Source organism: Roseobacter sp. HKCCD5988, from assembly GCF_037830355.1.
GTDB lineage: Bacteria > Pseudomonadota > Alphaproteobacteria > Rhodobacterales > Rhodobacteraceae > M30B80.
In genome coordinates this window covers 1,178,112-1,201,090 of the sequence record NZ_JBBLYJ010000001.1, presented here as the reverse complement: position 1 = coordinate 1,201,090, position 22,979 = coordinate 1,178,112, and the positions used below count along the sequence as shown (strand labels likewise).

25 protein-coding genes are annotated in these 22,979 nt (G+C 56.8%); 8 read left to right on the top strand and 17 right to left on the bottom strand.

What is annotated here, in order from left to right; all coding sequences use genetic code 11:
* Positions 1-46: 46 nt before the first annotated feature.
* From AAC636_RS05975 to AAC636_RS05965, 3 genes are all read right to left on the bottom strand, one after another.
* A complete protein-coding gene (locus tag AAC636_RS05975; protein ID WP_340300754.1) occupies positions 47-583 on the bottom strand; it encodes a pseudouridine synthase in 537 nt (178 codons plus the stop codon).
* A gap of 56 nt (positions 584-639) precedes the next feature.
* On the bottom strand, positions 640-3,453 hold the full coding sequence (gene polA, locus AAC636_RS05970; protein ID WP_340300753.1) for a DNA polymerase I: 2,814 nt from the start codon (positions 3,451-3,453) through the stop codon (positions 640-642).
* Between the two features lie 81 nt (positions 3,454-3,534).
* Positions 3,535-3,720 (bottom strand): zinc-finger domain-containing protein, encoded by a 186-nt coding sequence (locus tag AAC636_RS05965; protein ID WP_340251735.1) that lies wholly within the window; start codon positions 3,718-3,720, stop codon positions 3,535-3,537.
* A gap of 129 nt (positions 3,721-3,849) precedes the next feature.
* Here AAC636_RS05965 and AAC636_RS05960 point away from each other — a divergent pair, with 129 nt between their 5' ends.
* Positions 3,850-4,785 (top strand): ABC transporter ATP-binding protein, encoded by a 936-nt coding sequence (locus tag AAC636_RS05960; protein ID WP_340251738.1) that lies wholly within the window; start codon positions 3,850-3,852, stop codon positions 4,783-4,785.
* Here the strand turns inward: AAC636_RS05960 and AAC636_RS05955 are convergent.
* Genes AAC636_RS05955 through nth form a run of 4 tightly spaced genes read right to left on the bottom strand, consistent with a single transcriptional unit; the run spans position 4,777 to position 7,037 of the window.
* Positions 4,777-5,163, bottom strand: a complete 387-nt coding sequence (locus AAC636_RS05955; protein ID WP_340251741.1) for a histidine triad nucleotide-binding protein — start codon at positions 5,161-5,163, stop codon at positions 4,777-4,779. The genes AAC636_RS05960 and AAC636_RS05955 overlap by 9 nt on opposite strands.
* Positions 5,164-5,201: 38 nt before the next feature.
* Complete coding sequence (locus AAC636_RS05950) at positions 5,202-5,354, bottom strand: DUF5928 domain-containing protein (RefSeq protein WP_340300752.1); 153 nt, start codon at positions 5,352-5,354, stop codon at positions 5,202-5,204.
* Between the two features lie 46 nt (positions 5,355-5,400).
* Positions 5,401-6,396: an adenosine kinase gene (locus AAC636_RS05945; RefSeq protein WP_340297039.1), complete on the bottom strand. Its 996-nt coding sequence runs from the start codon at positions 6,394-6,396 to the stop codon at positions 5,401-5,403.
* The gene (gene nth / locus AAC636_RS05940; RefSeq protein WP_340301100.1) at positions 6,393-7,037 is read right to left on the bottom strand and encodes an endonuclease III; all 645 of its coding nucleotides are present in this window, start codon (positions 7,035-7,037) and stop codon (positions 6,393-6,395) included. The genes AAC636_RS05945 and nth overlap by 4 nt, the downstream gene beginning before the upstream one ends.
* 137 nt (positions 7,038-7,174) lie before the next feature.
* On the opposite strand from nth, the gene AAC636_RS05935 reads away from it, so the two are divergent.
* The 5 genes from AAC636_RS05935 (at position 7,175) to AAC636_RS05915 (ending at position 11,707) form a co-directional block, all read left to right on the top strand.
* Positions 7,175-8,023, top strand: a complete 849-nt coding sequence (locus AAC636_RS05935) for a methylated-DNA--[protein]-cysteine S-methyltransferase (protein ID WP_340300751.1) — start codon at positions 7,175-7,177, stop codon at positions 8,021-8,023.
* A gap of 121 nt (positions 8,024-8,144) precedes the next feature.
* Positions 8,145-8,819 (top strand): OmpA family protein, encoded by a 675-nt coding sequence (locus AAC636_RS05930; protein WP_340300750.1) that lies wholly within the window; start codon positions 8,145-8,147, stop codon positions 8,817-8,819.
* Between the two features lie 67 nt (positions 8,820-8,886).
* A complete protein-coding gene (locus tag AAC636_RS05925; RefSeq protein WP_340300749.1) occupies positions 8,887-9,654 on the top strand; it encodes a FadR/GntR family transcriptional regulator in 768 nt (255 codons plus the stop codon).
* Complete coding sequence (gene pcaD, locus AAC636_RS05920) at positions 9,638-10,453, top strand: 3-oxoadipate enol-lactonase (RefSeq protein ID WP_340300748.1); 816 nt, start codon at positions 9,638-9,640, stop codon at positions 10,451-10,453. Before AAC636_RS05925 ends, pcaD begins: the two co-directional genes overlap by 17 nt.
* Positions 10,454-10,489: 36 nt before the next feature.
* Positions 10,490-11,707 (top strand): TCR/Tet family MFS transporter, encoded by a 1,218-nt coding sequence (locus tag AAC636_RS05915; protein ID WP_340300747.1) that lies wholly within the window; start codon positions 10,490-10,492, stop codon positions 11,705-11,707.
* Here AAC636_RS05915 and AAC636_RS05910 read toward each other — a convergent pair.
* Both AAC636_RS05910 and AAC636_RS05905 read right to left on the bottom strand, forming a co-directional pair.
* Positions 11,696-12,667 (bottom strand): threonine ammonia-lyase, encoded by a 972-nt coding sequence (locus tag AAC636_RS05910; protein ID WP_340300746.1) that lies wholly within the window; start codon positions 12,665-12,667, stop codon positions 11,696-11,698. The genes AAC636_RS05915 and AAC636_RS05910 overlap by 12 nt on opposite strands.
* Positions 12,664-13,506 carry an alpha/beta fold hydrolase gene (locus AAC636_RS05905; protein WP_340300745.1) on the bottom strand — a complete coding sequence of 281 codons (843 nt, stop codon included), beginning with the start codon at positions 13,504-13,506 and terminating at the stop codon, positions 12,664-12,666. Before AAC636_RS05905 ends, AAC636_RS05910 begins: the two co-directional genes overlap by 4 nt.
* Positions 13,507-13,697: 191 nt before the next feature.
* On the opposite strand from AAC636_RS05905, the gene AAC636_RS05900 reads away from it, so the two are divergent.
* The gene (locus AAC636_RS05900) at positions 13,698-14,126 is read left to right on the top strand and encodes an FKBP-type peptidyl-prolyl cis-trans isomerase (RefSeq protein WP_340300744.1); all 429 of its coding nucleotides are present in this window, start codon (positions 13,698-13,700) and stop codon (positions 14,124-14,126) included.
* Between the two features lie 138 nt (positions 14,127-14,264).
* On the opposite strand, the gene AAC636_RS05895 is transcribed toward AAC636_RS05900, so the two are convergent.
* Genes AAC636_RS05895 through fabA form a run of 3 tightly spaced genes read right to left on the bottom strand, consistent with a single transcriptional unit; the run spans position 14,265 to position 16,835 of the window.
* On the bottom strand, positions 14,265-15,053 hold the full coding sequence (locus AAC636_RS05895; RefSeq protein WP_317654330.1) for an enoyl-ACP reductase FabI: 789 nt from the start codon (positions 15,051-15,053) through the stop codon (positions 14,265-14,267).
* A gap of 6 nt (positions 15,054-15,059) precedes the next feature.
* Positions 15,060-16,289, bottom strand: coding sequence for a beta-ketoacyl-ACP synthase I (fabB, locus tag AAC636_RS05890; protein ID WP_340300743.1), 1,230 nt, complete (start codon positions 16,287-16,289; stop codon positions 15,060-15,062).
* 36 nt (positions 16,290-16,325) lie between these two features.
* Positions 16,326-16,835, bottom strand: a complete 510-nt coding sequence (gene fabA, locus AAC636_RS05885) for a bifunctional 3-hydroxydecanoyl-ACP dehydratase/trans-2-decenoyl-ACP isomerase (protein ID WP_340297054.1) — start codon at positions 16,833-16,835, stop codon at positions 16,326-16,328.
* 255 nt (positions 16,836-17,090) lie between these two features.
* Here fabA and irrA point away from each other — a divergent pair, with 255 nt between their 5' ends.
* Complete coding sequence (gene irrA / locus AAC636_RS05880; RefSeq protein WP_340301099.1) at positions 17,091-17,525, top strand: iron response transcriptional regulator IrrA; 435 nt, start codon at positions 17,091-17,093, stop codon at positions 17,523-17,525.
* 25 nt (positions 17,526-17,550) lie between these two features.
* Here the strand turns inward: irrA and AAC636_RS05875 are convergent, their stop codons facing one another.
* The 5 genes from AAC636_RS05875 to AAC636_RS05855 form a co-directional block, all read right to left on the bottom strand.
* Complete coding sequence (locus AAC636_RS05875) at positions 17,551-19,266, bottom strand: SulP family inorganic anion transporter (RefSeq protein WP_340300742.1); 1,716 nt, start codon at positions 19,264-19,266, stop codon at positions 17,551-17,553.
* 105 nt (positions 19,267-19,371) lie between these two features.
* Positions 19,372-21,045, bottom strand: a complete 1,674-nt coding sequence (locus tag AAC636_RS05870; RefSeq protein ID WP_340300741.1) for a TIGR01244 family sulfur transferase — start codon at positions 21,043-21,045, stop codon at positions 19,372-19,374.
* 53 nt (positions 21,046-21,098) lie between these two features.
* Positions 21,099-21,983 (bottom strand): MBL fold metallo-hydrolase, encoded by an 885-nt coding sequence (locus AAC636_RS05865; protein ID WP_340300740.1) that lies wholly within the window; start codon positions 21,981-21,983, stop codon positions 21,099-21,101.
* Positions 21,984-22,013: 30 nt separating this feature from the next.
* Complete coding sequence (locus AAC636_RS05860; RefSeq protein ID WP_340300739.1) at positions 22,014-22,466, bottom strand: YeeE/YedE family protein; 453 nt, start codon at positions 22,464-22,466, stop codon at positions 22,014-22,016.
* 4 nt (positions 22,467-22,470) lie between these two features.
* Positions 22,471-22,902: a YeeE/YedE family protein gene (locus AAC636_RS05855; protein ID WP_340300738.1), complete on the bottom strand. Its 432-nt coding sequence runs from the start codon at positions 22,900-22,902 to the stop codon at positions 22,471-22,473.
* Positions 22,903-22,979 lie beyond the last annotated feature (77 nt).

Genomic DNA, 22,979 nt, shown 5'->3' with positions numbered 1-22,979 from the left:
CAACATTCGGATAAGGGCGCGCAAGGTAAAAGCCTTGCGCGCCTTTTTATTTGGGCAATTCAATCTCGCGCCATGCGGCAGGGGGCAGGTCACCCAAAACCCAATCCCCGATTTGCCACCGAACAAGCCGCAAAACAGGCAAACACACATGGGCGCACATCCGCCGCACTTGGCGGTTGCGTCCCTCGGTAATGGTGAGGCGCAGCCAATGATCTGGCACAGTTTGACGATAACGCACAGGCGGCACACGCGGCCAGAGCCAGTCAGGCTCGGCCACCTGCGCAACCTCGGCAGGGCGTGTTGGCCCATCTTTTAGCGTAATCCCTGCGCGCAATGCGGCAACGGCATCGGGGTTTGGCGCGCCCTCAACCATCGCATAATAGGTCTTCGGCAATTTGGCGGCAGGGCTTGTGATCTGCGCTTGCAGTCGGCCATCATTGGTCAGCAACAGCAGCCCTTCGCTGTCGCGATCCAACCGCCCCGCAGGATAAAGGCCAGGCAGATCCAAATAATCCGAAAGCCCCCGCCAATGACCATCGGGCGAAAATTGGCTTAGGACATCCATGGGCTTGTTAAAAGCCACAAGCCGCCTTGGCCCCTCAAGCGCCTTGCGGGGGCGCGGCCGATTTGTGCGCCCCCTCAATGCGCCTCGGCCCAATTCTTACCCTGCCCTGCATCCACGATCAACGGCACAGATAGATGCAAAACGGGGCTTGCCGCGCTTTCCATAACATCGCGGGCGCGGGCAATCAGGGCGTCCACCGCGCCCTCATCCACCTCAAAGACCAATTCATCATGCACCTGCAACAACATGGTTGCAGGCAAATCTGCGATTGCCTGATCCATGCGGATCATCGCGCGGCGGATAATATCGGCCGCGGTGCCTTGGATGGGCGCGTTGATGGCCGCGCGCTGCGCAAAGCCTGCGGCGGGGCCTTTCGCCTCGATATCAGGTGTATGAATTTTGCGGCCAAACAAGGTCTGCACATAGCGGTGCGATTTGGCGAATTCCTTGGTCGCGGTCATATAGTCACGGATGCCCGGGAAACGCTCAAAATAGCGGTCGATAAACCCTTGTGCCTCGGCGCGTGGTATCCGCAAATTGCGCGCAAGACCAAAGCCAGAAATGCCATAAATGACCCCAAAATTGATTGCCTTGGCCTGACGGCGAATGTCCGAGGTCATTTGATCCAGTGGGATGCCGAACATTTCAGACGCTGTTGCGGCGTGAATGTCTTGCCCTTCGCGAAAGGCCTGTTTGAGTGCATCAATCCCCGCAATCTCGGCCAAAATGCGCAATTCAATTTGGCTGTAATCCAAACTGACCAAAACGCGCCCATCAGGGGCCACAAAAGCCTCGCGGATGCGGCGACCTTCTTCGCTGCGGATGGGAATATTTTGTAGGTTCGGATCGGTTGAGGCCAGACGGCCTGTATTAGCGCCCGCAATGACGTAAGAGGTATGCACGCGGCCCGTTTCGGGGTTGATATGATCTTGCAACGCATCGGTATAGGTCGATTTCAGCTTGGCAATCTGGCGCCAATCCAAAAGGCGCGCAGGCAATTCGTGACCCGCGGCGGCGAGATCTTCGAGGATATCCGCCCCCGTGGAATAGGCCCCCGTCTTGCCCTTTTTGCCCCCTTCAAGGCCCATCTTGTCGAACAAGATTTCACCAAGTTGTTTGGGGCTCGCCAGATTGAACGCCTCGCCCGCCAATTCATGCGCTTCGGCCTCGAGCGCCGCCATTTTCTGCGCAAAGGCGTTGGACATACGGCTCAGCACATCGCGGTCAACGCAGACCCCTGCCATTTCCATACGCGCCAAAACGGGCACAAGTGGGCGTTCGAGCGTTTCATAAACCCGTGTCACCTGCACCTGATGCAACTGAGGCTTGAACACCTGCCACAGGCGCAAGGTGATATCGGCATCCTCCGCCGCATAGGGGGCTGCATCTTCAATCTTGACCAAGTCAAAGGTGATTGCGGCCTTTCCCGCCCCAAGCAGGGTTTTAATCGGGATCGGTTCATGATCGAGATAGCGCGCAGAGAGCGCATCCATCCCATGCCCGTGCAACCCGCCATGCAGCGCATAAGACATCAGCATTGTGTCATCAATTGGCGCGACCTTGATCCCGTATCGGGCCAAGATTTTCGCGTCATATTTTATATTTTGCCCGATTTTGACGATGGACTCATCCTCGAACACGGGCCGCAATGCATCTAGGGCTGTGGCAAGCGGCATTTGCCCCTCGACCAATGCGGCGCTGCCAAAGAGATCATCCCCGCCTGCGCGGTGTTGCAGAGGGATATAGCAGGCGCGCCCTGCCTTGGTGGCCAAGGACACGCCAACCAATTCGGCGCGCATCTCATCTAGGGCGGTTGTCTCGGTATCAATCGCAATGAACCCTTGCGCGCGCGCCGCCTCAAGCCATGGGGTAAGCGCCTCAAGCGTTGTGATTGTCTCATACTGGCCATGATCAAAGGCAGGGAATTCTGGTGCGGCGGGGGCCGCCCCGCCCGCAGGCGCAGGGGCCGCGGAGCTCGCCTGAATTTCAGGGGCCTCAACCCCCAAATGATCCGCGACACGCTTGGTCAGGCTGCGAAACTCCATCGCGGCCAGAAATTGCATCAGCGTCTCTGGTTCGGGGTCTTTAACCTCTAAATCATCAAGGGTGATTTCAAGCGGCACTTGAGCATCGAGACTGACCAATTGCCGCGACAATCGAATTTGATCGGCAAACTCAATCAACGCCTCGCGCCGCTTGGGCTGTTTGATTTCCTCGGCCCGCGCCAGAAGCGTGTCTAAATCGCCATATTCATTGATCAAAAGCGCGGCTGTTTTTATCCCGATGCCAGGCGCCCCGGGAATATTGTCAACACTATCCCCCGCCAAGGATTGCACATCAATCACCCGCTCAGGCCCGACCCCAAATTTTGCAAAAACACCGTCAGCATCAATGCGCGCATTTTTCATCGCATCGAACATCTCGACCCCACCGCCGACAAGCTGCATCAGGTCTTTATCCGATGAGATAATCGTACAGCGCCCCCCTGCCTCGCGCGCTTGCCGCGCAAGGGTGGCGATGATGTCATCCGCCTCGTATCCCTCCAACTCCAGACAGGCGAGGTTAAAGGCCCGCGTGGCTTCGCGGGTCAGCGGCATTTGCGGGCGCAAATCCTCGGGCATGGCATCACGATTGGCTTTGTAGAGATCGTATAGATCATTGCGGAACGTGTGGCTGCCTTTGTCAAACACCACCGCCGCATGGGTCGGCCCGTCAGAGCCGCCATTCTCGACAATCATTTTCAAAAGCATATTGCAAAAGCCAGACACCGCCCCAATGGGCAGGCCATCGGATTTGCGCGTCAGCGGCGGCAGCGCATGATAGGCCCGAAAAATAAAGGCCGAGCCATCAACGAGATGAAGGTGGCACCCTTTGCTAAATCCGCTCATATTCACACCGCGCTTGTTTCTGGGGTCTTGCTTCCCCTGTTCTAGCGCAGCATCAGAGCGGATGCGACCCGAAAGCGGTGCTTAGGACTTAGCCTTTTTGGCAGCGCTTTCGTGAATGAACATTTTGTCGCAATAGCCACATTCGACACGGCCCGTTTCATGCGGAATGGACAGCCACACCCGTGGATGACCCAAGGCGCCCTGCCCGCCATCGCAGGCCACACGCCATTGGCTGACAATCTCGGTTTCTGGGGCGTCCATGGTCATTGAGCCGTTCCTCCTGTCCTGTCTGTCTGCGCGCGGTGCGCACGCGGGCTGCTTGCCCTAGCCGTAGCATAGGCTTACATCTGCCTCATATCGCAGTTTGCCTCCCATCGGGCAAGAGGAGACAGGACAATGCCACGCGAAAACGCCATCGAGTTGCGCAATTTGCGTAAGACCTACGCGGCCACTGCGCGCAGCCCTGCCAAAGAGGCGCTGAAGGGCGTTGATCTCGACATTCCACGCGGGTCTATTTTTGGGCTTTTGGGGCCAAATGGCGCGGGCAAATCCACGATGATCAACATTCTGGCGGGGCTTGTAACCAAGACCTCAGGCCAAGTGACAATTTGGGGGTTCGATCAGGACAAAAACCCCCGCCAATCGCGCGCCTCTATCGGGGTGATGCCCCAAGAATTGAACATCGATCCGTTTTTCACCCCCCGCGCGGCATTGGATGTGCAGGCAGGCTTGTATGGAATGCCAAAATCGCAACGCGATGTTGAGGGGGTTTTGCGCCTCATTGGGCTTGAGGATAAGGCCGAAGCCTATGCCCGCACCCTCTCTGGCGGGATGCGGCGCAGATTGCTCCTTGGCAAGGCATTGATACACAACCCCCATGTGCTGGTTTTGGATGAACCAACCGCAGGGGTCGATATTGAATTACGTCAAATGTTATGGGCCAATGTGCGTCGCCTGAATGAAGAGCGCGGCATGACCATCATTCTGACCACCCATTACCTCGAAGAAGCTGAGGAGATGTGCGATGAAATCGCCATCATCAACCACGGCGCGGTGATCGCGCGCGACCGCACCGAAAACTTACTGGCGCAGATGGATCAAAAAAGCCTTGTGATCTTGCCAGAAGGGCCAAGCGATGCTGTCACCGCCCCGCAAGGCGTAACCCTTGAGCGGCGCAGCGATGGTGCATTGGTCTTTAGCTATAGCCGCGCCAAAACTAGCCCTGCGGCGATTTTAGACAGTCTGCGGGTTGCGGGCGTGGGCATTCGTGACGTGAAAACCCAAGAACCCGATTTGCAGGATGTCTTTGTCTCGCTCACGCAATCAGCCTGAGCGCTTCGCCAATAAGGGCCCCAAAGCCGCCCCACCCAAAAGATGCAGGTGATAATGCGGCACTTCTTGTCCACCATGATCGCCCGCGTTGGAGATGACGCGATAGCCCTGCCCGCCTTCAGCCAAGGACAGGCCAAGCTCTTTGCACAGCCGCCCCGTTAGGCGCACAAAATCCAAGATTTCCGCGTCTGACGCGTTTTGTGCAAAATCATCATAGGTCACATAGGCCCCTTTGGGGATCACCAGAATATGGGTCGGCGCCTGTGGCCCGATATCGTGAAAGGCCAAACAATGATCAGTCTCAGCGACCGTGTTGTTTGGAATCTCCCCGCGCAGGATTTTGGCAAAGATATTCTGCGGATCGTACTCATGCGGCATATTTTGCGGCCCCCTTTTGGCTTTGGCTTTGGCAGGGGTTAGTCGTCAAACAAATGCGGCTTGTTCAACAGCCCCTGCGCCTGTTCCTGCGATATGGTGAAGAATTGCGCAAGCGCCTGCAAGTTCTCATCGTTATTGCGTGATTGACGGATGATGTATTGCGGATCAAACCCTGCCAATAAGATGCCCATTGGCGAGATTGATCCAGACGAGGTGCACGCCAAACTGGGCGATTGATCAGATCAAGTTTTGATCGGCGAATACCGCACGCAGGCTGCGCTTGGGGCGCGGGCCGATTTGGGCGATCACCTCTGCCGCCGCAGCCACACCCATCTCGCCTGCGCGCGCAATGCCAACATCCATCGCCATCCCGCCCAAGAACCCCGCGGCGAATTGGTCGCCCGCTCCTGTTGCATCCACAGGGGTGACGGGGGTTACAGCAACCTCGCAACGCGTGCCTTGGTGGATGATCTTCACTGCCTCGCCCGAATGGGTGCAGACAATCAGCCCACACGCCCCCGCGGCCTCGGCCAAGGCCGCGTCAAGATCGCTGGTCTGATAGAGCGACAGCCATTCTTCATGGTTGCCAATGGTGAAATCCATACCTTGCGCAATCAGGTTGCGAAAGTCATCGCGGTGCCTGTCCACACAAAACGGATCAGACAGGGTGATCCCCACTTTGCCCCCGCCCGCGCGGCAGGCCTGACCTGCAAGGGTAAAGGCGGACTTGCCTTCGGGTTTGTCATAGAGATAGCCCTCCAAAAACATCCAGCGCGCGGCTTTGGCAGTGTCGACATCCACATCCGCCTCGTTAAAATCAGCGCCTGCCCCAAGATATGTATTCATCGAGCGCTCACCATCTGATGAGACAAAAATCATCGAGCGCGATGTGGGGGGCAAATCCATGTCTGCCACGGGCGGGTTGGGAAAATCGCTGCCATCGGCACGCATGCCATCGGCGTAAAATCGGCCCAACTCATCGTCTTTGACCTTACCCAAAAACGCGGTTTTCAGCCCCAAACTGGCCGCACCTGCGATTGTATTGGCCACCGATCCGCCAGCGGTCTGCACACGATCCGTCATCGCGGCATAAAGCGTCTCGGCGCGATCCTTGTCGATCAATTGCATGATGCCCTTGTCAATTCCCATGTCAGCCAAAAACGCGTCATTGCCATGTGCGATCACATCAACAATGGCATTCCCGATGCCGACCAGATCATAGGTATTGCTCATTGGGTTTTTCCCTCGAATTGACACAAGTCTTTGATCGGGCACGCCCCGCATTTGGGTTTGCGCGCCACGCAGATATAGCGACCATGCAAGATCAGCCAGTGATGGGCGTGCAGTTGGTATGGGGCGGGGACATGATCCTCAATCGCGCGCTCAACCGCATCGACCGATTTGCCAACGGCAATGCCCGTTCGATTGCCCACGCGGAAAATATGCGTATCCACCGCCTGCGCGGGCTGCCGCCACCACATGTTCAAGACCACGTTGGCGGTTTTGCGCCCTACCCCTGGCAACGCCTGAAGCGCAGCGCGCGAGGCAGGCACGACACCATCATATTCTTCCACCAAGATTTGCGCCATTTTGATCACATTCTTGGCCTTGTTGCGATAAAGCCCGATGGTCTTGATATGTTCAATCAGCCCCGCTTCGCCCAGCTCCAGCATTTTCTGCGGCGTATCCGCTATCTGAAAGAGCTTTGCAGTGGCGCGGTTCACGCCCGCATCTGTGGCCTGTGCGGAAAGGGCAACAGCCACTAAAAGCGTGTAGACATTGACATGGTGAAGCTCGCCCTTGGGTTCGGGTTCAGCCGCCTCAAAGCGGGAAAAGATTTCGACAACGGTGCTGTAATCCAATTGGCGTGCCATGGCCTCTTGTGGCGATTGGGGCGCGCGGGCGCAAGCCCTGTTGAAGGGCTTTTGCGCAAGTTTCGGGTCGCGCGGCACCAAAGCCTCGCGTAAGTTTAGTGTAGGCACATCAGAGCACATAGGGACGAAGCCGCGCGATGAAGACCACCGACAGTGAAACCGAGTATCACTTTGGCGTCATTGCCCGCGCCATCGCCCTGATTGATGAAAACCCTGCTGTGGCCAGTAACCTTGACCATCTGGCCGCTAAAATCGGGCTAAGCCCTGCGCATTTGCAGCGGGTCTTTTCGCGCTATGCAGGCATCTCACCCAAACGCTATGCGCAATTCCTGACGCTTGGCCATGCGAAATCGCTTTTGACCACGCGCCACAGCACGCTTGAAACAGCTGTGCTGACGGGGCTTTCTGGCACGGGCAGGCTTTATGACTTATTCCTGCGATGGGAGGCCATGGCCCCCGGTGACTATGCCAAAGGCGGCGCGGGCCTGACCCTGCGCTACGGATGGTTTGACAGCACCTTTGGCCCCGCTTTGATCGTTGCATCAGATCGCGGGATTTGCGGGCTTGGCTTTGCCGCTGAGATGGGGGAAGCGGCCTGTTTGGCGGATATGGCAAGACGTTGGCCCAAAGCCGATTTGCAGCACGACCAAGCGGCCATCGCCCCATGGGCCAATGCCGCCCTAAGCGCCAAGGGCGAGGCGTCTTTGCACCTAATAGGCGCCCCGTTTCAGATCAAGGTTTGGGAGGCGCTGATGAATGTGCCCGCAGGCCATGTCACCACCTATTCCGAAATTGCAGGGGCCATTGGCGCGCCAAAGGCGGTCAGGGCGGTTGGAACGGCGGTGGGGCGCAATCCCATCTCGCTGCTTATTCCCTGCCATCGCGCCTTGCGCAAATCGGGCGAGATGGGGGGCTATCATTGGGGCCTGCCCATCAAACGCGCGATGTTGGCATGGGAAACCGCCGCTTTTGAGGCGCAAGGCTAAAGCTCACGCGCCTCTCACGTCTGCGCGAGGCTTTGCCGATTACAAGCTTGCCCGCTTTCTTTTGCTGCGGCGCAAAGCTATGATGGATGCACGAGCAAATAACCAAGAAAGAAGGTGTTCCATGGCGCAACAGACTGCAGGCCTGCGCGTGAAATCTCTGGGCGCATTGAGCGCGATTGCCCTTGTGTTGAGTGGCTGTGTCCAAAGCACCGCCGCTGATCCAAACGCCAACCGCACCCGTGACGGGGCGATTGTAGGCGCGATGTTGGGCGGCTTTCTGGGCGCGACCCGTGACGGAGAAAACAGCCGCCGCGATACCGTGATCGGTGCGGCAGCGGGGGCTGCAATTGGTGCAGGGATTGGGTCAATGCTAGATCGCCAAGCGGCTGATCTGCGGGCGCAGATGGATAATGAAAACATCATGATCCAGAACACAGGTGACGAATTGATTGTCACCTTGCCCGAGGGCATCTTGTTCGACACGGACAGCGCCGCCATTCAGGCCATGCTGCAATCGGATTTGCGGGCCTTGGCGCAGAACCTTCAAACCTATCCTGACACGACTGTTGATGTGATCGGTCACACCGATAATACGGGGTCGTCTGGCTATAATATGGATCTGTCCTCGCGCCGCGCGAGCGCGGTTGCGGGTGTCTTGCTTGAAGAGGGGGTTGCCCCTTGGCGCGTGCGCAGTTTTGGCCGTGGGGAAACTGAACCTGTCGCCTCGAACCTGACCCCTGAGGGACGGCAGCAAAACCGGCGCGTGGAAATCTTTATTCGCCCCGGCACCCAATGAGGCGCTAATTCCTTGCCCCGCGCCCTGTCTGGTCATATAAATTGACCAATCAGGGAGGGGCGCGCGGATGCCATTTCAACGGATCGAAGCCGAAAAACTGTCGAATTCTGTGCAGCGCCAGATAGAAATGCTGATTTTGCGCGGCATATTGCGCCCTGGTGAACGGCTGCCATCTGAGCGGGAATTGTCAGAGCGGCTTGGGGTTTCGCGCCCCTCGCTGCGCGAAGCGATTGCCGAGTTGCAAGATCGCGGCCTTCTGGCAACCCGCGCAGGCGCAGGGATTTATGTCGCCGATGTCTTGGGGTCTGCGTTCTCACCTGCCCTGATCCGCCTGTTTGGCAGCCACCCAGAGGCGGTGTTTGACTATGTAGCCTTCCGTCGAGATATGGAGGCTTTGGCCGCAGAACGCGCCGCACAATTTGCCTCGGACACTGACCTCAAAGTGATCGACACCGTATTTCGCAAAATGGAGGCTGCCCATTCCAAGCGCAATCCTGCGGATGAGGCCGATCTTGATGCGCAATTTCATATGGCGATCATCGAAGCCAGTCACAATGTCATCATGCTCCATATGATGCGCTCTATGTTTGATCTGCTGCGCGAAGGTGTGTTTTACAACCGCTCGGTCATGTTCAAGCAACGCACAACGCGCGATTTGCTGCTCGATCATCACCGCGTGATCAATGATGCGATCCAAGCCCGCGATGGCGAGGCGGCGCGGGCCGCCATCCGCCACCATCTGACCTATGTCGAAGAAGATTTGCATCGGCAACAAAAGGCCGAAGCCAATGAACAAATCGCCAAATTGCGCTATAACCATGAACGCGAAAGATAACACCGCCTTCGATTTGACCCTGAACGGGGTGCGCCATCATGTTGAGCGATGGGGCAGCGATCAGGCCCCCGCGCTTGTGCTATGTCACGGCTTGGGGTGCAGCACGCGGCTTTGGGATGGGGTGATTCCGCATTTGCCCGAAGGTTTGCAGATCATCGCCTATGATATGCGCGGCCATGGCCAGAGCGATATTCCAGACGGCCCCTATTCCATGGGGATGCTGATCCGCGATGCTGAGGCATTATTGGATGAATTGGGGCTTTCTGAGGTGATGTTCTTGGGTCTGTCTCTTGGGGGAATGGTAGCGCAAGGATTGGCGGCAAAGCGGCTTGACCTCATTCGCGCACTTATCCTGTCGAATACAGCCACCAAAATCGGCACGCGCGAGATGTGGCAGTCCCGCATTGCCACAATCGCCAAGGGCGGCATGGCGGCCGCAGCCCCCGCCTTGATGGAGCGTTGGTTCACCCGCGCCTTTCGCGCCAAAGGGGGACACGCAGCTTTTGAGGAAAGCCTGAAAAATGTCTCCCTAACAGGCTATCTCGCGGGGGCCGAGGCCATATCAGGCAGTGATTTTTACACCACCACCGCCGCTTTGCGCCTCCAGACCCTTGTCATTGCAGGGGCCGAAGATGGATCCACCCCGCCCGATCTGATGCGCGAGATGGCGGATCTGATCCACGGCGCGCGGTTTGAATTGATGCGCAATTCAGGGCATTTGCCCCCTGTCGAGGCGCCCGAAGATTATGCAGCCTTGATCACAGACTTCATCGCGGCCACAGGCCATCTGTCAACCTAGCTTGACAAGTCGTATTCCTCCTCGCATGAGAGGTCTATGACAATGCGCCTGTCGCTCATCTTTATCATGATCACAGTGACGCTTGATGCCATGGGTATCGGGCTGATCTTGCCTGTTATGCCAGACCTTATTGAGGAGGTGCAGGGGATCACCCTCTCTGATGCCGCAATTTGGGGCGGCATCTTGTCGGCCTCTTATGCGGTGATGCAATTCATCTTTTCCCCCATCATTGGCAATCTGTCAGACCGATTTGGCCGCCGCCCCATTTTGCTGATCTCGCTTTTGGTGATGACGGTGGATTATCTGATCATGTCGCAAGCCAATTCGATTTGGTTGCTGCTTTTGGGGCGGATTATTGCAGGCATTGCCGCTGCAACCCACGCCACCGCCCTTGCCTATATGGCCGATATTTCCCCCGCTGAAAAACGAGCGCAGAATTTTGGCCTGATCTCGGCAGGGTTTGGGATGGGGTTTATTTTGGGCCCCGTTCTGGGCGGTATTTTGGGCGGGCTTGATCCGCGCGCGCCGTTTTATGCGGCGGCCCTTCTGGCTGGATTAAACCTGATCTTTGGGATTTTCGTAGCACCCGAAACGCTACGGGCCGAAAATCGCCGCCCCTTCAAATGGGCACGGGCCAACCCTTTGGGCGGCATCATGGAAATTGGGGCGCTGCCAAATCTCGCGCCGCTTTTGGCCGTGATGTTGGCCTATCAAATTTCAAATTTCGTCTACCCCACGATCTGGGCCTATTACACCCAAGCCGCCTTTGGATGGGATACTGGCCTGATTGGGGCCTCATTGGCGGCCTATGGTGTGGCCATTGCCGTTACACAGGGCGCATTGATCCGACCGATCCTGTCCTATTTGGGCGAGGCGCGCGCGGTGCGATATGGCTTAATCCTGAATATTCTATCGCTGTGGGGCTACGGGTTTGCGCCTGAGGCGTGGATGGTTTGGGTGTTGATCCCGATCTCATCCGCGGGCGCGGTGGTGGCCCCCGCGATGCAGGCGCTGATGTCCCGCGCGGCAGGGGCAGATCAACAAGGGGCGTTGCAAGGCGTGCTTGCTTCTTGCTCCGCCTTGTCGATGATCATCTCGCCCCTTGTCATGACCCAAGCCTTTTTCTGGTTCACCCGTGAAGGGGCCAACCTTTACCTGCCGGGCGCTGCCTTCTTGGTGTCAAGCCTGCTTATGGTGGCGTCCCTCGTGATCTTCATCAGCAAGGGACGCGGGATTAAGACCTCAGCCGCGTAAAATATCGGCGAAGAGATCAGGATCAACATTGCCCCCTGACAAGGTAACGATGGCCGTGTCGCCCTCCAACGCAGCCCCATGATAGAGTGCCGCGGCCAAAGCCACCGCGCCGCCGGGTTCAACCACCAGTTTCAAATGCGCATAGGCCGCGCGCATGGCAGCGCGCACCTCATCATCACTGACCACGATCCCCGCCCCTGCCAGGCGGTTAAGGATGGGAAAGGTCAACTGCCCTGGCGCAGGGGTGACAATCGCATCACAAAGCCCTGCTTCTGGCCCCGTGTTGCGGCAAATCTCGCCCGCAGCCAGACTGCGGGCCGTGTCATCAAACCCTTCTGGCTCGACTGTGCGTAGGCGCATATGTGGTGCATCCGCCTCAAGCGCCAAGGCAATCCCCGCAGAAAGCCCGCCACCCCCGCAACAGGCCAGAACCTCGGCCTGCTCGATACCCGCCTTGCGCGCCTGTTGGGCAATCTCAAGCCCGCAGGTGCCCTGCCCTGCGATCACATCTGCATTGTCAAAGGGTTTGATCAAAGGCAGGCCGCGCTCTTCTTGCAGGCGCGCACCGATCACATTTCGATCCTCCCCCCCTTTGCGGTCATAAAGGATCACCTCGGCCCCATAAAAGCGCGTATTGTCGATCTTGGCCTGTGGCGCATCGGCGGGCATGATGATGGTGGCCTGCACCCCATGCAGCGCGGCGGCATAGGCCACACCTTGTGCATGATTGCCCGATGAGAAGGCAAGCACGCCTTTGGCGCGCTCTGCAGCGGGTAAATTCGAGACGGCAGACCATGCCCCGCGAAACTTAAAACTGCCTGTCAGTTGCAAAACCTCGGCCTTGGCAAAAACCTTGCGCCCCGCGATGTCATCTAGCGCGGGCGCGGATAAGAGCGGGGTTTGGCGCACATGGCCCTTGGCGTGGGCAGCAGCGGCACGGATTTGCGCTATATCGCTCATGCGATCTCCTTGAGAAATTGAGATATCACCGCCTGTGATGCGGGTTCATCGAGAAAGGGAACATGACCGCGATCAGGCAGGTCAGCGTAAATCATATCGGGCCTGCGAGCGCGCATTTCATCGGCTACCTCGCGCGACAGGATATTTGACCCTGCCCCACGGATCAGCGCGAGGGGCAGCGCGGCCAAAGCATCGAAACAGGGCCAAAGATCAGCGGGCTTGGCATCAGCGGCAAAGGCGGGCGCAACCGCCTCGCGCAGCCGCGGATCATAGCGCAGATGCAGCCCCGCCTCATCCTCGCGCCACAGCCGCGCCACATGAGCGGCCCAAGTTTCAGAGGACACGTTGTGAAAACTGGGGTGCAGATCAGGCATGGCCGCCGCCGCCTCGGCCAAATTGCGAAACTTGGGTCTGCGGCCAATATAACCCATGATCGCAGACAAGCCTTCGGGCATAATTTCGGGGCCAATATCGTTGAGGCAAACACCGCTGAGCCGCGCGCGCGCCGTAAGCCCCATAATCATCGCTACAATGCCGCCGCGCGAGGTGCCCAATATAGCCGCTTGCGCAAGTCCCAAATGATCCAGCAGGGTCACGACATCTTCGGCCTCTTGCAAAGGGGTGTAGGTGGCGGGATCTGCATAATCCGACCCACCCCGCCCCCGAAAATCAAGGCGAATGATGCGCGCCTGATCGCGAAAATCGCGCACCACAAAATCAAAATCTTCGCGATTGCGCGTCAGCCCCGCAAGACAGAGCAAAACAGGCCCCGCCCCGCCCGTGTCATCATAGGCAAGGCGCACCCCATCTTTGGCGGTCACATAGGCCGTTTCGCCCATCAGATACCCCCCCTCTCGCACATCTATCGGGCCAGAGTATCAGCCGCCTTCGCGCGCACAATCGCAAAATTCACCAACGGGGTTTCAATCTGGGGTAGAAACGCCTAAGTTGAGACAGAACCCAATACGGGCACCTGCAATAACGCGGCCCCGTGACATTCATTTCCCCAAAAATATCCGAAAGGACAGCCATGACGCAGGCGAAAGCAGGCGATACAGTCGCCATTCATTACACAGGCACCTTGGTCGATGGCAGCCAGTTTGACAGTTCCGAAGGGCGCGATCCGCTGCGCTTTACGCTTGGCTCAGGTCAGATCATCGCAGGTCTAGACGCGGCCATCACGGGCATGAGCCAAGGCGAAAAGAAATCGGTGACCATCGCCGCGGCTGAGGCCTATGGCGACCACCGCCCCGAGGCGGTTCAGGCTGTGCCACGGGCGCAAATCCCTGCTGAAATCCCCCTTGAAGTGGGTGGTGGCCTGCAAGTGCAAACCCCAGACGGCCAGACGATCCCCGTCACAGTGACCTCGGTCACAGATGAAGAAGTCACCCTAGACGCAAACCACCCGTTGGCAGGTAAGGATTTGACCTTTGCCGTGGAATTGGTCGAAATCGCCTAATTTAGGCTGATGAGAAAAACAAAACCGCCCCCAGATGCAGGGGCGGTTTTTTAATGCGGAGCGCCGTTTCTAACGCGTCTCGAAATCAGCCGAAGGGCGGCCCAACACCCGCCCGAGCCGATCATATTTTGGCCTTCGTCACAAATTCTCAGGCTGCGCCATGCCCAGAACGTGGTAGCCACCATCCACGCGCACAATCTCGCCCGTGGTGCAGGCCCCATAGTCAGAGGCGAGGTAGACCGCCGTTCCCCCAACCGCCTCTAGCGTTGCATTGGCGCGCAAAGGTGCGTTCATCTCGGTCGTCTTAAAGGTTTTCCGCGCGCCGCCAATGGCGGCCCCTGCCAAGGTTTTCATTGGGCCCGGGCTGATGGCATTGACGCGGATATTTTGTGGCCCAAGGTCATTGGCCAAGTAGCGCACAGCACTTTCCAAGGCCGCCTTGGCCACGCCCATCACGTTGTAAAATGGCGTCACGCGGTTTGACCCTTGATAGGTCAGCGTCAACAATGTGCCACCCTCAGGCATCAATTCCGATGCGCGGCGGGCGACATCAATGAACGAGTAGCAAGAGATTTCCAAGGAATTAGAGAAATTCGCACGGCTTGTGTCGGAAAACCGCCCCGTCAATTCGGACTTATCCGAAAAAGCGATGGCATGAACCACGAAATCAAGTGTGCCCCATTTCTCTTTGAGTGACGCAAATGCCGCCTCCATCGAGGCATCATCGGTCACATCAACATCAATCAAAATGTCCGACCCAACGGATGCGGCAAGCGGTTCGACCCGCTTGCCAAAGGCTTCGCCCTGATAGCTAAAGGCAAGCTCTGCACCCTCATCTGCCATGGCCTTGGCAATGCCCCATGCGATAGAGCGATCATTCGCGACCCCCATAATCAGGCCCCGCTTACCCTTCATCAAATCCGCCATAATCCCCTACCCCCGATAGCGCGACAACAGCATCGAGCCATTGGTGCCGCCAAAGCCAAATGAATTGGTCATCACCGTATCCAGATTTGCCGCCTCAACAAGTGTGGTGGCAATCTCACTGGGGTGCAAATTGGGATCAAGGGTTTCCACATTGATCGAAGGCGCAATGAAATCTTGGTCCAACATCAGCAAGCAATAGATCGCTTCCTGCGCACCGGTGGCCCCTTGGCTGTGGCCCGTCATGGATTTAGTCGAGGAAATTGGCGGGGTCTGACCTTCGCCAAAGACGCGGCGCACCGCCTGAACCTCGCCCACATCCCCCACGGGTGTGGATGTGCCATGCGCATTGATATAGCTGACCTTGCGCCCCTCAGGCAGGGATTGCAGCGCAAGACGCATCGCGCGCTCTCCCCCCTCGCCCGATGGGGCAACCATGTCATGCCCATCCGATGTTGCGGCAAATCCCGTGACCTCGGCATAGATTTTGGCCCCGCGCGCCAGCGCGTGATCGAGGCTTTCCAACACAACGATGCCGCCGCCCCCTGCAATCACGAAACCATCACGGTCTGCATCAAAGGCGCGGCTCGCTTTTGTGGGTGTGTCATTATATTTTGAGGACATCGCCCCCATGGCGTCAAAGAGACAAGACAAGGTCCAATCCAATTCTTCCGCGCCACCTGCAAACATCACATCTTGCTTGCCCATCATGATTTGTTCAGCCGCGACCCCGATGCAATGCAAACTGGTCGAACAGGCCGAGGTGATCGAATAGTTGATCCCCTTGATCTGATAAGCGGTCGAAAGATTTGCCGAGATGGTAGAGGACATACATTTGGGCACGGCAAACGGCCCAATGCGCTTGGTTGCGCCCGAATTCAGCACTGTTTGATGCGCAGCCAACATGGCACTGGTGGATGGCCCGCCTGAGCCTGCGATCAGACCTGTGCGTTCATTCACAACTTCGGCCTCAGACAGGCCTGCATCAGCAATGGCTTGCGCCATCGCGATATGCGCATAAGCGGCGCCCGGCCCCATAAAGCGCAAAGCGCGTTTATCGACATGTTCGGTCACATCAATTTTCAACGTGCCCGAGACATGGCTGCGAAACCCGCGCTCGGCCATGTCAGGGTTGAATTCAACCCCAGACTGCCCCGCTGTCAAAGCTGCGGAAACCTCTTGGGCATTATTCCCGATGGGTGAGACAATGCCCAATCCCGTAACGACAACGCGGCGCATTCAAAGCTCCTTCTTGCGTATTCGAACCGCTTCCAATCAGCTTTCTGAAAGGGCGACTTTCATATCTTTGACTTGGTAAATCACCTCACCATCGGCCTCAACCCGACCATCGGCGACACCCATTGTCAGACGCCGCGTTTGCACGGCTTTGGTGAAATCTACATGATAGGTCAGCATTTTGCGATCAGGGCGCACCATACCCGTCAGTTTTACCTCACCCACGCCAAGCGCATATCCGCGCCCCTGCCATCCGCGCCAACCAAGGTTGAAGCCCGTCAATTGCCACAGGCCATCAAGACCAAGGCAGCCCGGCATGATTGGGTTATTGGGAAAATGGCAGTCGAAAAACCAAAGATCTGGCTTGATGTCGAATTCCGCAACCACATGGCCCTTGCCATGTGCGCCGCCATCTTCGGAAATATCGGTGATGCGATCCATCATCAGCATCGGCGGCTCGGGCAATTGCGCGTTGCCAGGCCCAAACAATTCGCCGCGCGCGCATTTCAATAAATCATCTCTGTCAAAGCGTGTCGGATATTGCGACATATGCTCTGCCTCCCCTGCTTATTTTTGCCGAGCACCCACGAGGGGCGGCCTGTCCGATCGTGTTTATTCGACTTACCATTGCGTTTGCACCCCATGCAAGGGCAGCGCGCAGCAAAGGTAACGATTTTGCGACAGCTTGCCTAAGGTTTTTTCCTGCCACTTGACGCCCAACTGCGTCAATTTCGACAAACGAATTGAAAAACCTACACCTTAGGGCATATATTACAACCAGAACTGGCAGGACATTGACCAATGATGACACCCGAAGCCCTAGAGCGCAGCACAAACTGGCTTTCACAGGCGGCGCTCCGCCCGACCCGTCAGCGCCTTTCGCTTGCGACTTTGCTGGTGGGGGATGGTCATCATCGCCATGTGACGGCTGAAGGCTTGCACGCAGCAACGCAAGCTGCGGGTGATCCAGTTTCCCTTGCGACCGTCTACAACACCTTGCGTGCGTTTTGCGATGCAGGGCTGATGCGCGAGGTTATCGTGGATGGCGCGCGCAGTTATTTCGACACCCGCATGGATGACCATCCGCATTTCTTCATGGAAGAAACAGGTCAGCTTGAAGATGCGCCTGCGGGCCAGTTAAAGTTCACGGCCCTGCCCGATTTGCCCGAGGGTTATGAGATATCCAAATTGGATGTCGTGATCCGTCTGCGCAAAACCCCAGCACAAGCGGCGGAGTAATCCCCCGCCGCCCTGAGGCACGCTGTCATGCTTTGCCCGAGAGTTTGACCCACGCATCATATTGCGACAGGAACAATTCGCCTGACAATTCATCCAGAAAATGGCTGCGCTTGAGGCGGTCGGTGACAGGCCCCTTCACTTCGGACATATGCAGCCGCACGCCCATGTCACTGAGGCGCGTATTTAACGCCTCAAGGGTTTCTAGCGCGGACATATCAATCTCGTTCACCGCAGAACACATCAGCACCACATCCTTGATCGGGCAATCCTCGACCACGCGATCCAGCACCAAATCCTCAAGGAAGCGGGCATTGGCGAAATACAGCGACTCGTCAATCCGAATGGTCAAAAGGCTATCCGCCGTCTCAACCTTGTGGCGGTTGATATTGCGAAAATGCTGCGTTCCCGGAACAAGGCCCACCTCGGCAACATGGGGGCGCGAGGTTTTGTAAAGGTGCAACAAGATTGACAAAATCACCCCTGCCGAAACCCCCGTCTCAACGCCAAAGCCCAAGGTCAACACAATGGTTGCAGCCACCGCCGCAAAATCGGCAAAGGAATAGCCCCATGTTTTTTTCAAAATTGACAAATCGACAAGGCTCAGCACCGCGACAATGATCGTGGCCGCAAGCGTGGCTTTGGGGAGGAAAAACACCAATGGCGTCAATGCCACGGCGGCAATGGCCAACCCCACCGCCGTATAAGCCCCTGCCGCTGGTGTCTCAGCCCCTGCATCAAAATTGACCACTGAACGGGCAAAACCACCCGTCACAGGATAGCCCCCCGTAAAGGCCGCGCCCAAATTGGCCGCACCAAGGCCGATCAATTCTTGGTCGGGATTGATGCGCTGCCGCTTTTTGGCGGCAAGGGTCTGTGCGACCGAAATCGATTCAACAAACCCAATAATCGAGATCAACAGCGCGGGCACAAACAATTGCCCCAACAGTGTTGGCGACAGATCAGGCAGGGTCAAGGGCGGCAGGCTTTGGGGCACATCCCCCACAATCGCAACGCCGTGATCCGCCAAACCAAAGGCCCAAGTGGCAAGCGTTGTCACAACGACGGCCGCAACAGGCCCCGCTTTTTGCGCAATATCAGCCATGCGCGGCGCCATTCCCATGGCCAAAAGCCGCGGCTTTAGGCCCTTGCGCACCCAAAACAGAAATGCGGTTGCCGACACACCAATCACCAAAGTGATCGGATTGATCTGGCCAAGATGCTCGACCAAGGAAATGACCATCTCAACCAATGTATGGCCACTGGCCTGCACCCCGATGATATGTTTGAACTGGCTTGCCGCAATCAAGATACCAGAGGCGGTGATAAACCCTGCAATCACGGGATGGCTGAGGAAATTGGCCAAGAAGCCAAGGCGGAAAATGCCCAAAAACAGCAGCATTGCGCCCGATAACATCGCAAGGCTTAAGGCCGCCATGGCATAGCCCATTGTGCCCGCCTCGGCGACCTGTCCAACGGCAGCAGCGGTCATCAAGGACACAACCGCCACAGGCCCCACCGCCAAAGCGCGGCTTGTGCCGAAAATAGCATAAAGAATGATGGGCGCGATCGAGGCATAAATCCCCGCCTCAGGCGGCAAGCCCGCCAAAAGCGCATAAGCCAGCGATTGCGGGATCAGCATGATCGTTACAATCACTGCTGCAATCATATCATTGGAAAAGGCGTGGGAATTATATGTCCGTCCCCAATCAAGGACGGGGAGGTAACCGGAGAGCTTCTTCATGGGACAATTGCCTGTCGTCTAGCGGTAGGGTTTTGGCACGCGGCACGCTAGGTGTCGTGGCAGTTTAGCGGTCAGAGCCAGACGCGGCCCTGACCAATTTCAGCCTCAGCTTGCGCTGATCTTTTCAGGTTTCACCATCCATTCGCGGCCCTTTAGCATACCTTTCCAATAGAAAGGCGGCAGGAAGCTTTCCTTCAGCCACCATGCAAGGCGCGAGGGTTTTGTGCCGTCAATCAACAGTTTCGGGAAGGAGGGCAGCAGCGCCCCACCATACCCAAATTCGGCCAAAACGATTTTGCCACGCTCAACCGTCAAGGGGCAGGAGCCATAGCCATTATATTGGGCGGTGGCGCTGCGGCCATTGATGTCATCGACCACGTTTTGCGCGACCACAGGGGCCTGCATCCGCGCCGCCGCGGCGGTTTTTGCATTTGGCGCGTTCATCACATCGCCCAATGACCAGATATTGTCATAGGTTTTATGACGCAGCGTGGCTTGATCCACATCGACCCATCCCGCCGCGTCAGCCAAAGGCGAGACGCGAATGAAATCGGGTGCGATCTGCGGCGGAACGACATGGATCATGTCGAATTCCACCTCAACCTCAGTGGGCGTGGTGTCGGGCTTGGCCACAGTGAACCACGCCTTTTTCGCCTCCCCATCAATCGCCTTGAGATTGCGAAAGAAGTTCAGATTGACGCCGTATTTTTGCACATAGCCCTCAAGCGCGGGGACGTAATCCTTGACCCCGAACAAAACCCCACCTGCATTCATGAAATCAATCGAGATGTCCTTGAGCACGCCCGCGCGCGTCCAATGATCCCCAGAGAGATACATCGCTTTTTGTGGCGCGCCTGCGCATTTGATGGGCATGGGGGGCTGCGTAAAGATTGCGCGCCCCTCCTTCATGTTCTTGACGAGGTTCCATGTGTAAGGCGCTAAATCATAACGATAATTTGAGGTCACGCCATTCTTACCAAGCGTGGCTTCCAAGCCCTCAACCCGATCCCATACCAGTTTCAAACCAGGTGCCACGATCAGGCGCTTGTATTTAACCACCCGACAGCCATCAAGGATCACGGCATCATCTTTTGGTTCAAAGGCCGCAACGGCGGATTTGATCCATGTGACCCCGCGTGGGATCAAGCTGCCCATGGTTTTGGCAGTGTCAGAGGCCTCAAAGATGCCCCCGCCCACCATTGTCCAACCGGGTTGATAGTAATGGATATCTGCGGGATCAATCACAGCAATATCAAGCGATGACTTGCGCGATTTGAGAGAGGCCGCAACAGCAAGCCCTGCCGCCCCCCCGCCTACGATGACGATGTCATAACTTGCATCCGCGCGATCTGTTGGAGCTTTGCCGCCGTTGGCAATGCGGCGCACAACGCCCCCCATATCATAGCCCGCCGCCTTGGTGGCCGCCAAAATATCGGCAACGGACATTTGATTGGCTTGCGATAGTGACCACAAAGTGGCCGAGCGCGTGCCCGTGCGGCAATAGGCCAAAATGGGACGCGGCAATTCCTGCATTGCCGCGCCAAAATCTGCTGCATCTTGGTCAGACACTTTGCCCGACACAATCGGCAGATTGCGGATTTCAAGACCTGCCTTTTTCGCGGCCGCCTCGATTTCCAAAAAATTCGGCTGATCCGCCTCCTCGCCATCAGGGCGGTTGCAGATCAAAGCGCGGAAGCCCTGATCTGCCAATTTCTGGACCTCATCTGGCGTGATTTGCGGTGCAACTGAAATCTCAGCATTTATGGTCTTGATTTCCATTGTCGTACTTCCTGGCAATAAACGGAGACTGATAATTTACGATAGCAAGAGACTCAAAGTAAGTTCAAAGGCACCTTGAGCATTGGACGACCATCCTTGTCTGTCGGGATGTCACCTGCACGCATATTCACCTGCAATGAGGGAATAATCAATTTCGGCATATCAAGCTGCGCGTCACGCTCGGTGCGGAACTTGATAAATTCCTCGCGTGTCTTGCCCTCGCCTACGTGGATGTTGTGCTTTTTCTCATCACCCACTGTGGTTTCCCACTCGATATTGCGGCCATTGGGGCCATAATCATGGCACATAAAGAGACGCATCTCATCGGGCAGAGCCAAAACTTTCTGAATGCTGTCATAGAGCGTGCCTGCGTCCCCGCCTGGGAAATCAGCCCGCGCAGAGCCGCCATCAGGCATGAACAGCGTGTCGCCCACAAAGGCCGCATTCCCAACCACATGGGTCATACAAGCGGGTGTGTGGCCAGGGGTGTAGATTGCAAAGGCACGCAGCCCCCCGATCTCGTAGACATCGCCATCCTTAAAGAGCGCGTCAAACTGGCTGCCATCGCGTTGGAATTCAGTGCCTTCGTTGAACACTTTGCCGAAGGTTTCCTGAACGGTGATGATATTTTCACCAATACCGATTTTCCCACCAAGCTTTTCTTGGATATAAGGTGCTGCCGACAGGTGATCAGCATGAACATGGGTCTCAATCAGCCATTCAACTTTGAGGCCCTTTTCCTTGACATAAGAGATAATCGCATCGGCGTTTTCATAGGAAATCTTGCCCGCCGCATAGTCGATATCCATAACGCTATCGACAATCGCGCAGGAATTGGAATTCGGATCTTTGACCACATAGGAAATTGTATTGGTCGCAGGATCAAAGAACGGCTCGACCTCGGGCTGAACATTCATATTTACGGGGAAGGTGGTCATTTTCTTGCTCCTTAAAGACGATCGTTTCAGTCAGGCGCGTTTCACATTTGAATTCAGTTCGGCATTTTGACGCGCCGCTATGATGGCGCGGGCCACGAAAATACCGACAAGCATTGCGGCGACAAAGGCCAAGACATCGAGGCGGCCAGTGCCGATTGCGGGCAAGGCCCCGCCAGGGCAAAAGCCTGCAATACCCCAACCCACCCCAAACAAGGCTGAGCCACCCAAGAGGCGCGCGTCTAATTTGGTCGCGGTTGGTAGGGCAAATTTACCCTCAAAAATAGGGCCAGAAGGGCGCGGCAGAACCAAGCGATACCCGATAAAGGTGACAAGCAAAGCACCGCCCATCACAAAGGCAAGGCTTGGATCCCAGCTGCCCGCAATGTCAAAGAAATTGATCACTTTTGCAGGGTTAGACATGCCTGACAGAGAGATGCCGAGGCCGAAAATCAGGCCGATGATATATGTTGAAATATAGCGCATCAGATCAGCCTCCGATCACGTGGCGGATCACGAAAACAGTGATCGCGGTGGTTGCCATGAATGTCAAAGTTGCGGAGATTGACCGCTTGGACAGGCGCGCCATGCCGCAAACGCCGTGGCCCGATGTGCAGCCAGAGCCAAAGGTGACGCCAAGCCCCACGATAAAGCCACCGATAAAGAGCATCGGCATCGAGGCGGGCACGCTGATTTCGGGCATCTCGCCGCGCAAAAAGAAATGTGCCGCAGGGCCGGTGATCATGCCCAACATCAAGGCCGCGCGCCAAGAAAAGTCGCTGCGGCTGGCAGGTGCCAAAACGCCCGTCAAAATGCCGGTGGCCCCCATTACGCGACCCAAGGTCAGCATCAACAGAACGGCCGAGAGGCCGATCAAAATACCGCCGGTGGCGGAAAGAAGTGGTGTAAATTCGGTTTCCATCTTACGTCCATATGTCTGCGCGTAAAATCAAGGCCTGAGAGATTCGCCCTTATTTTATGCGTGATTAAACTGGTTAC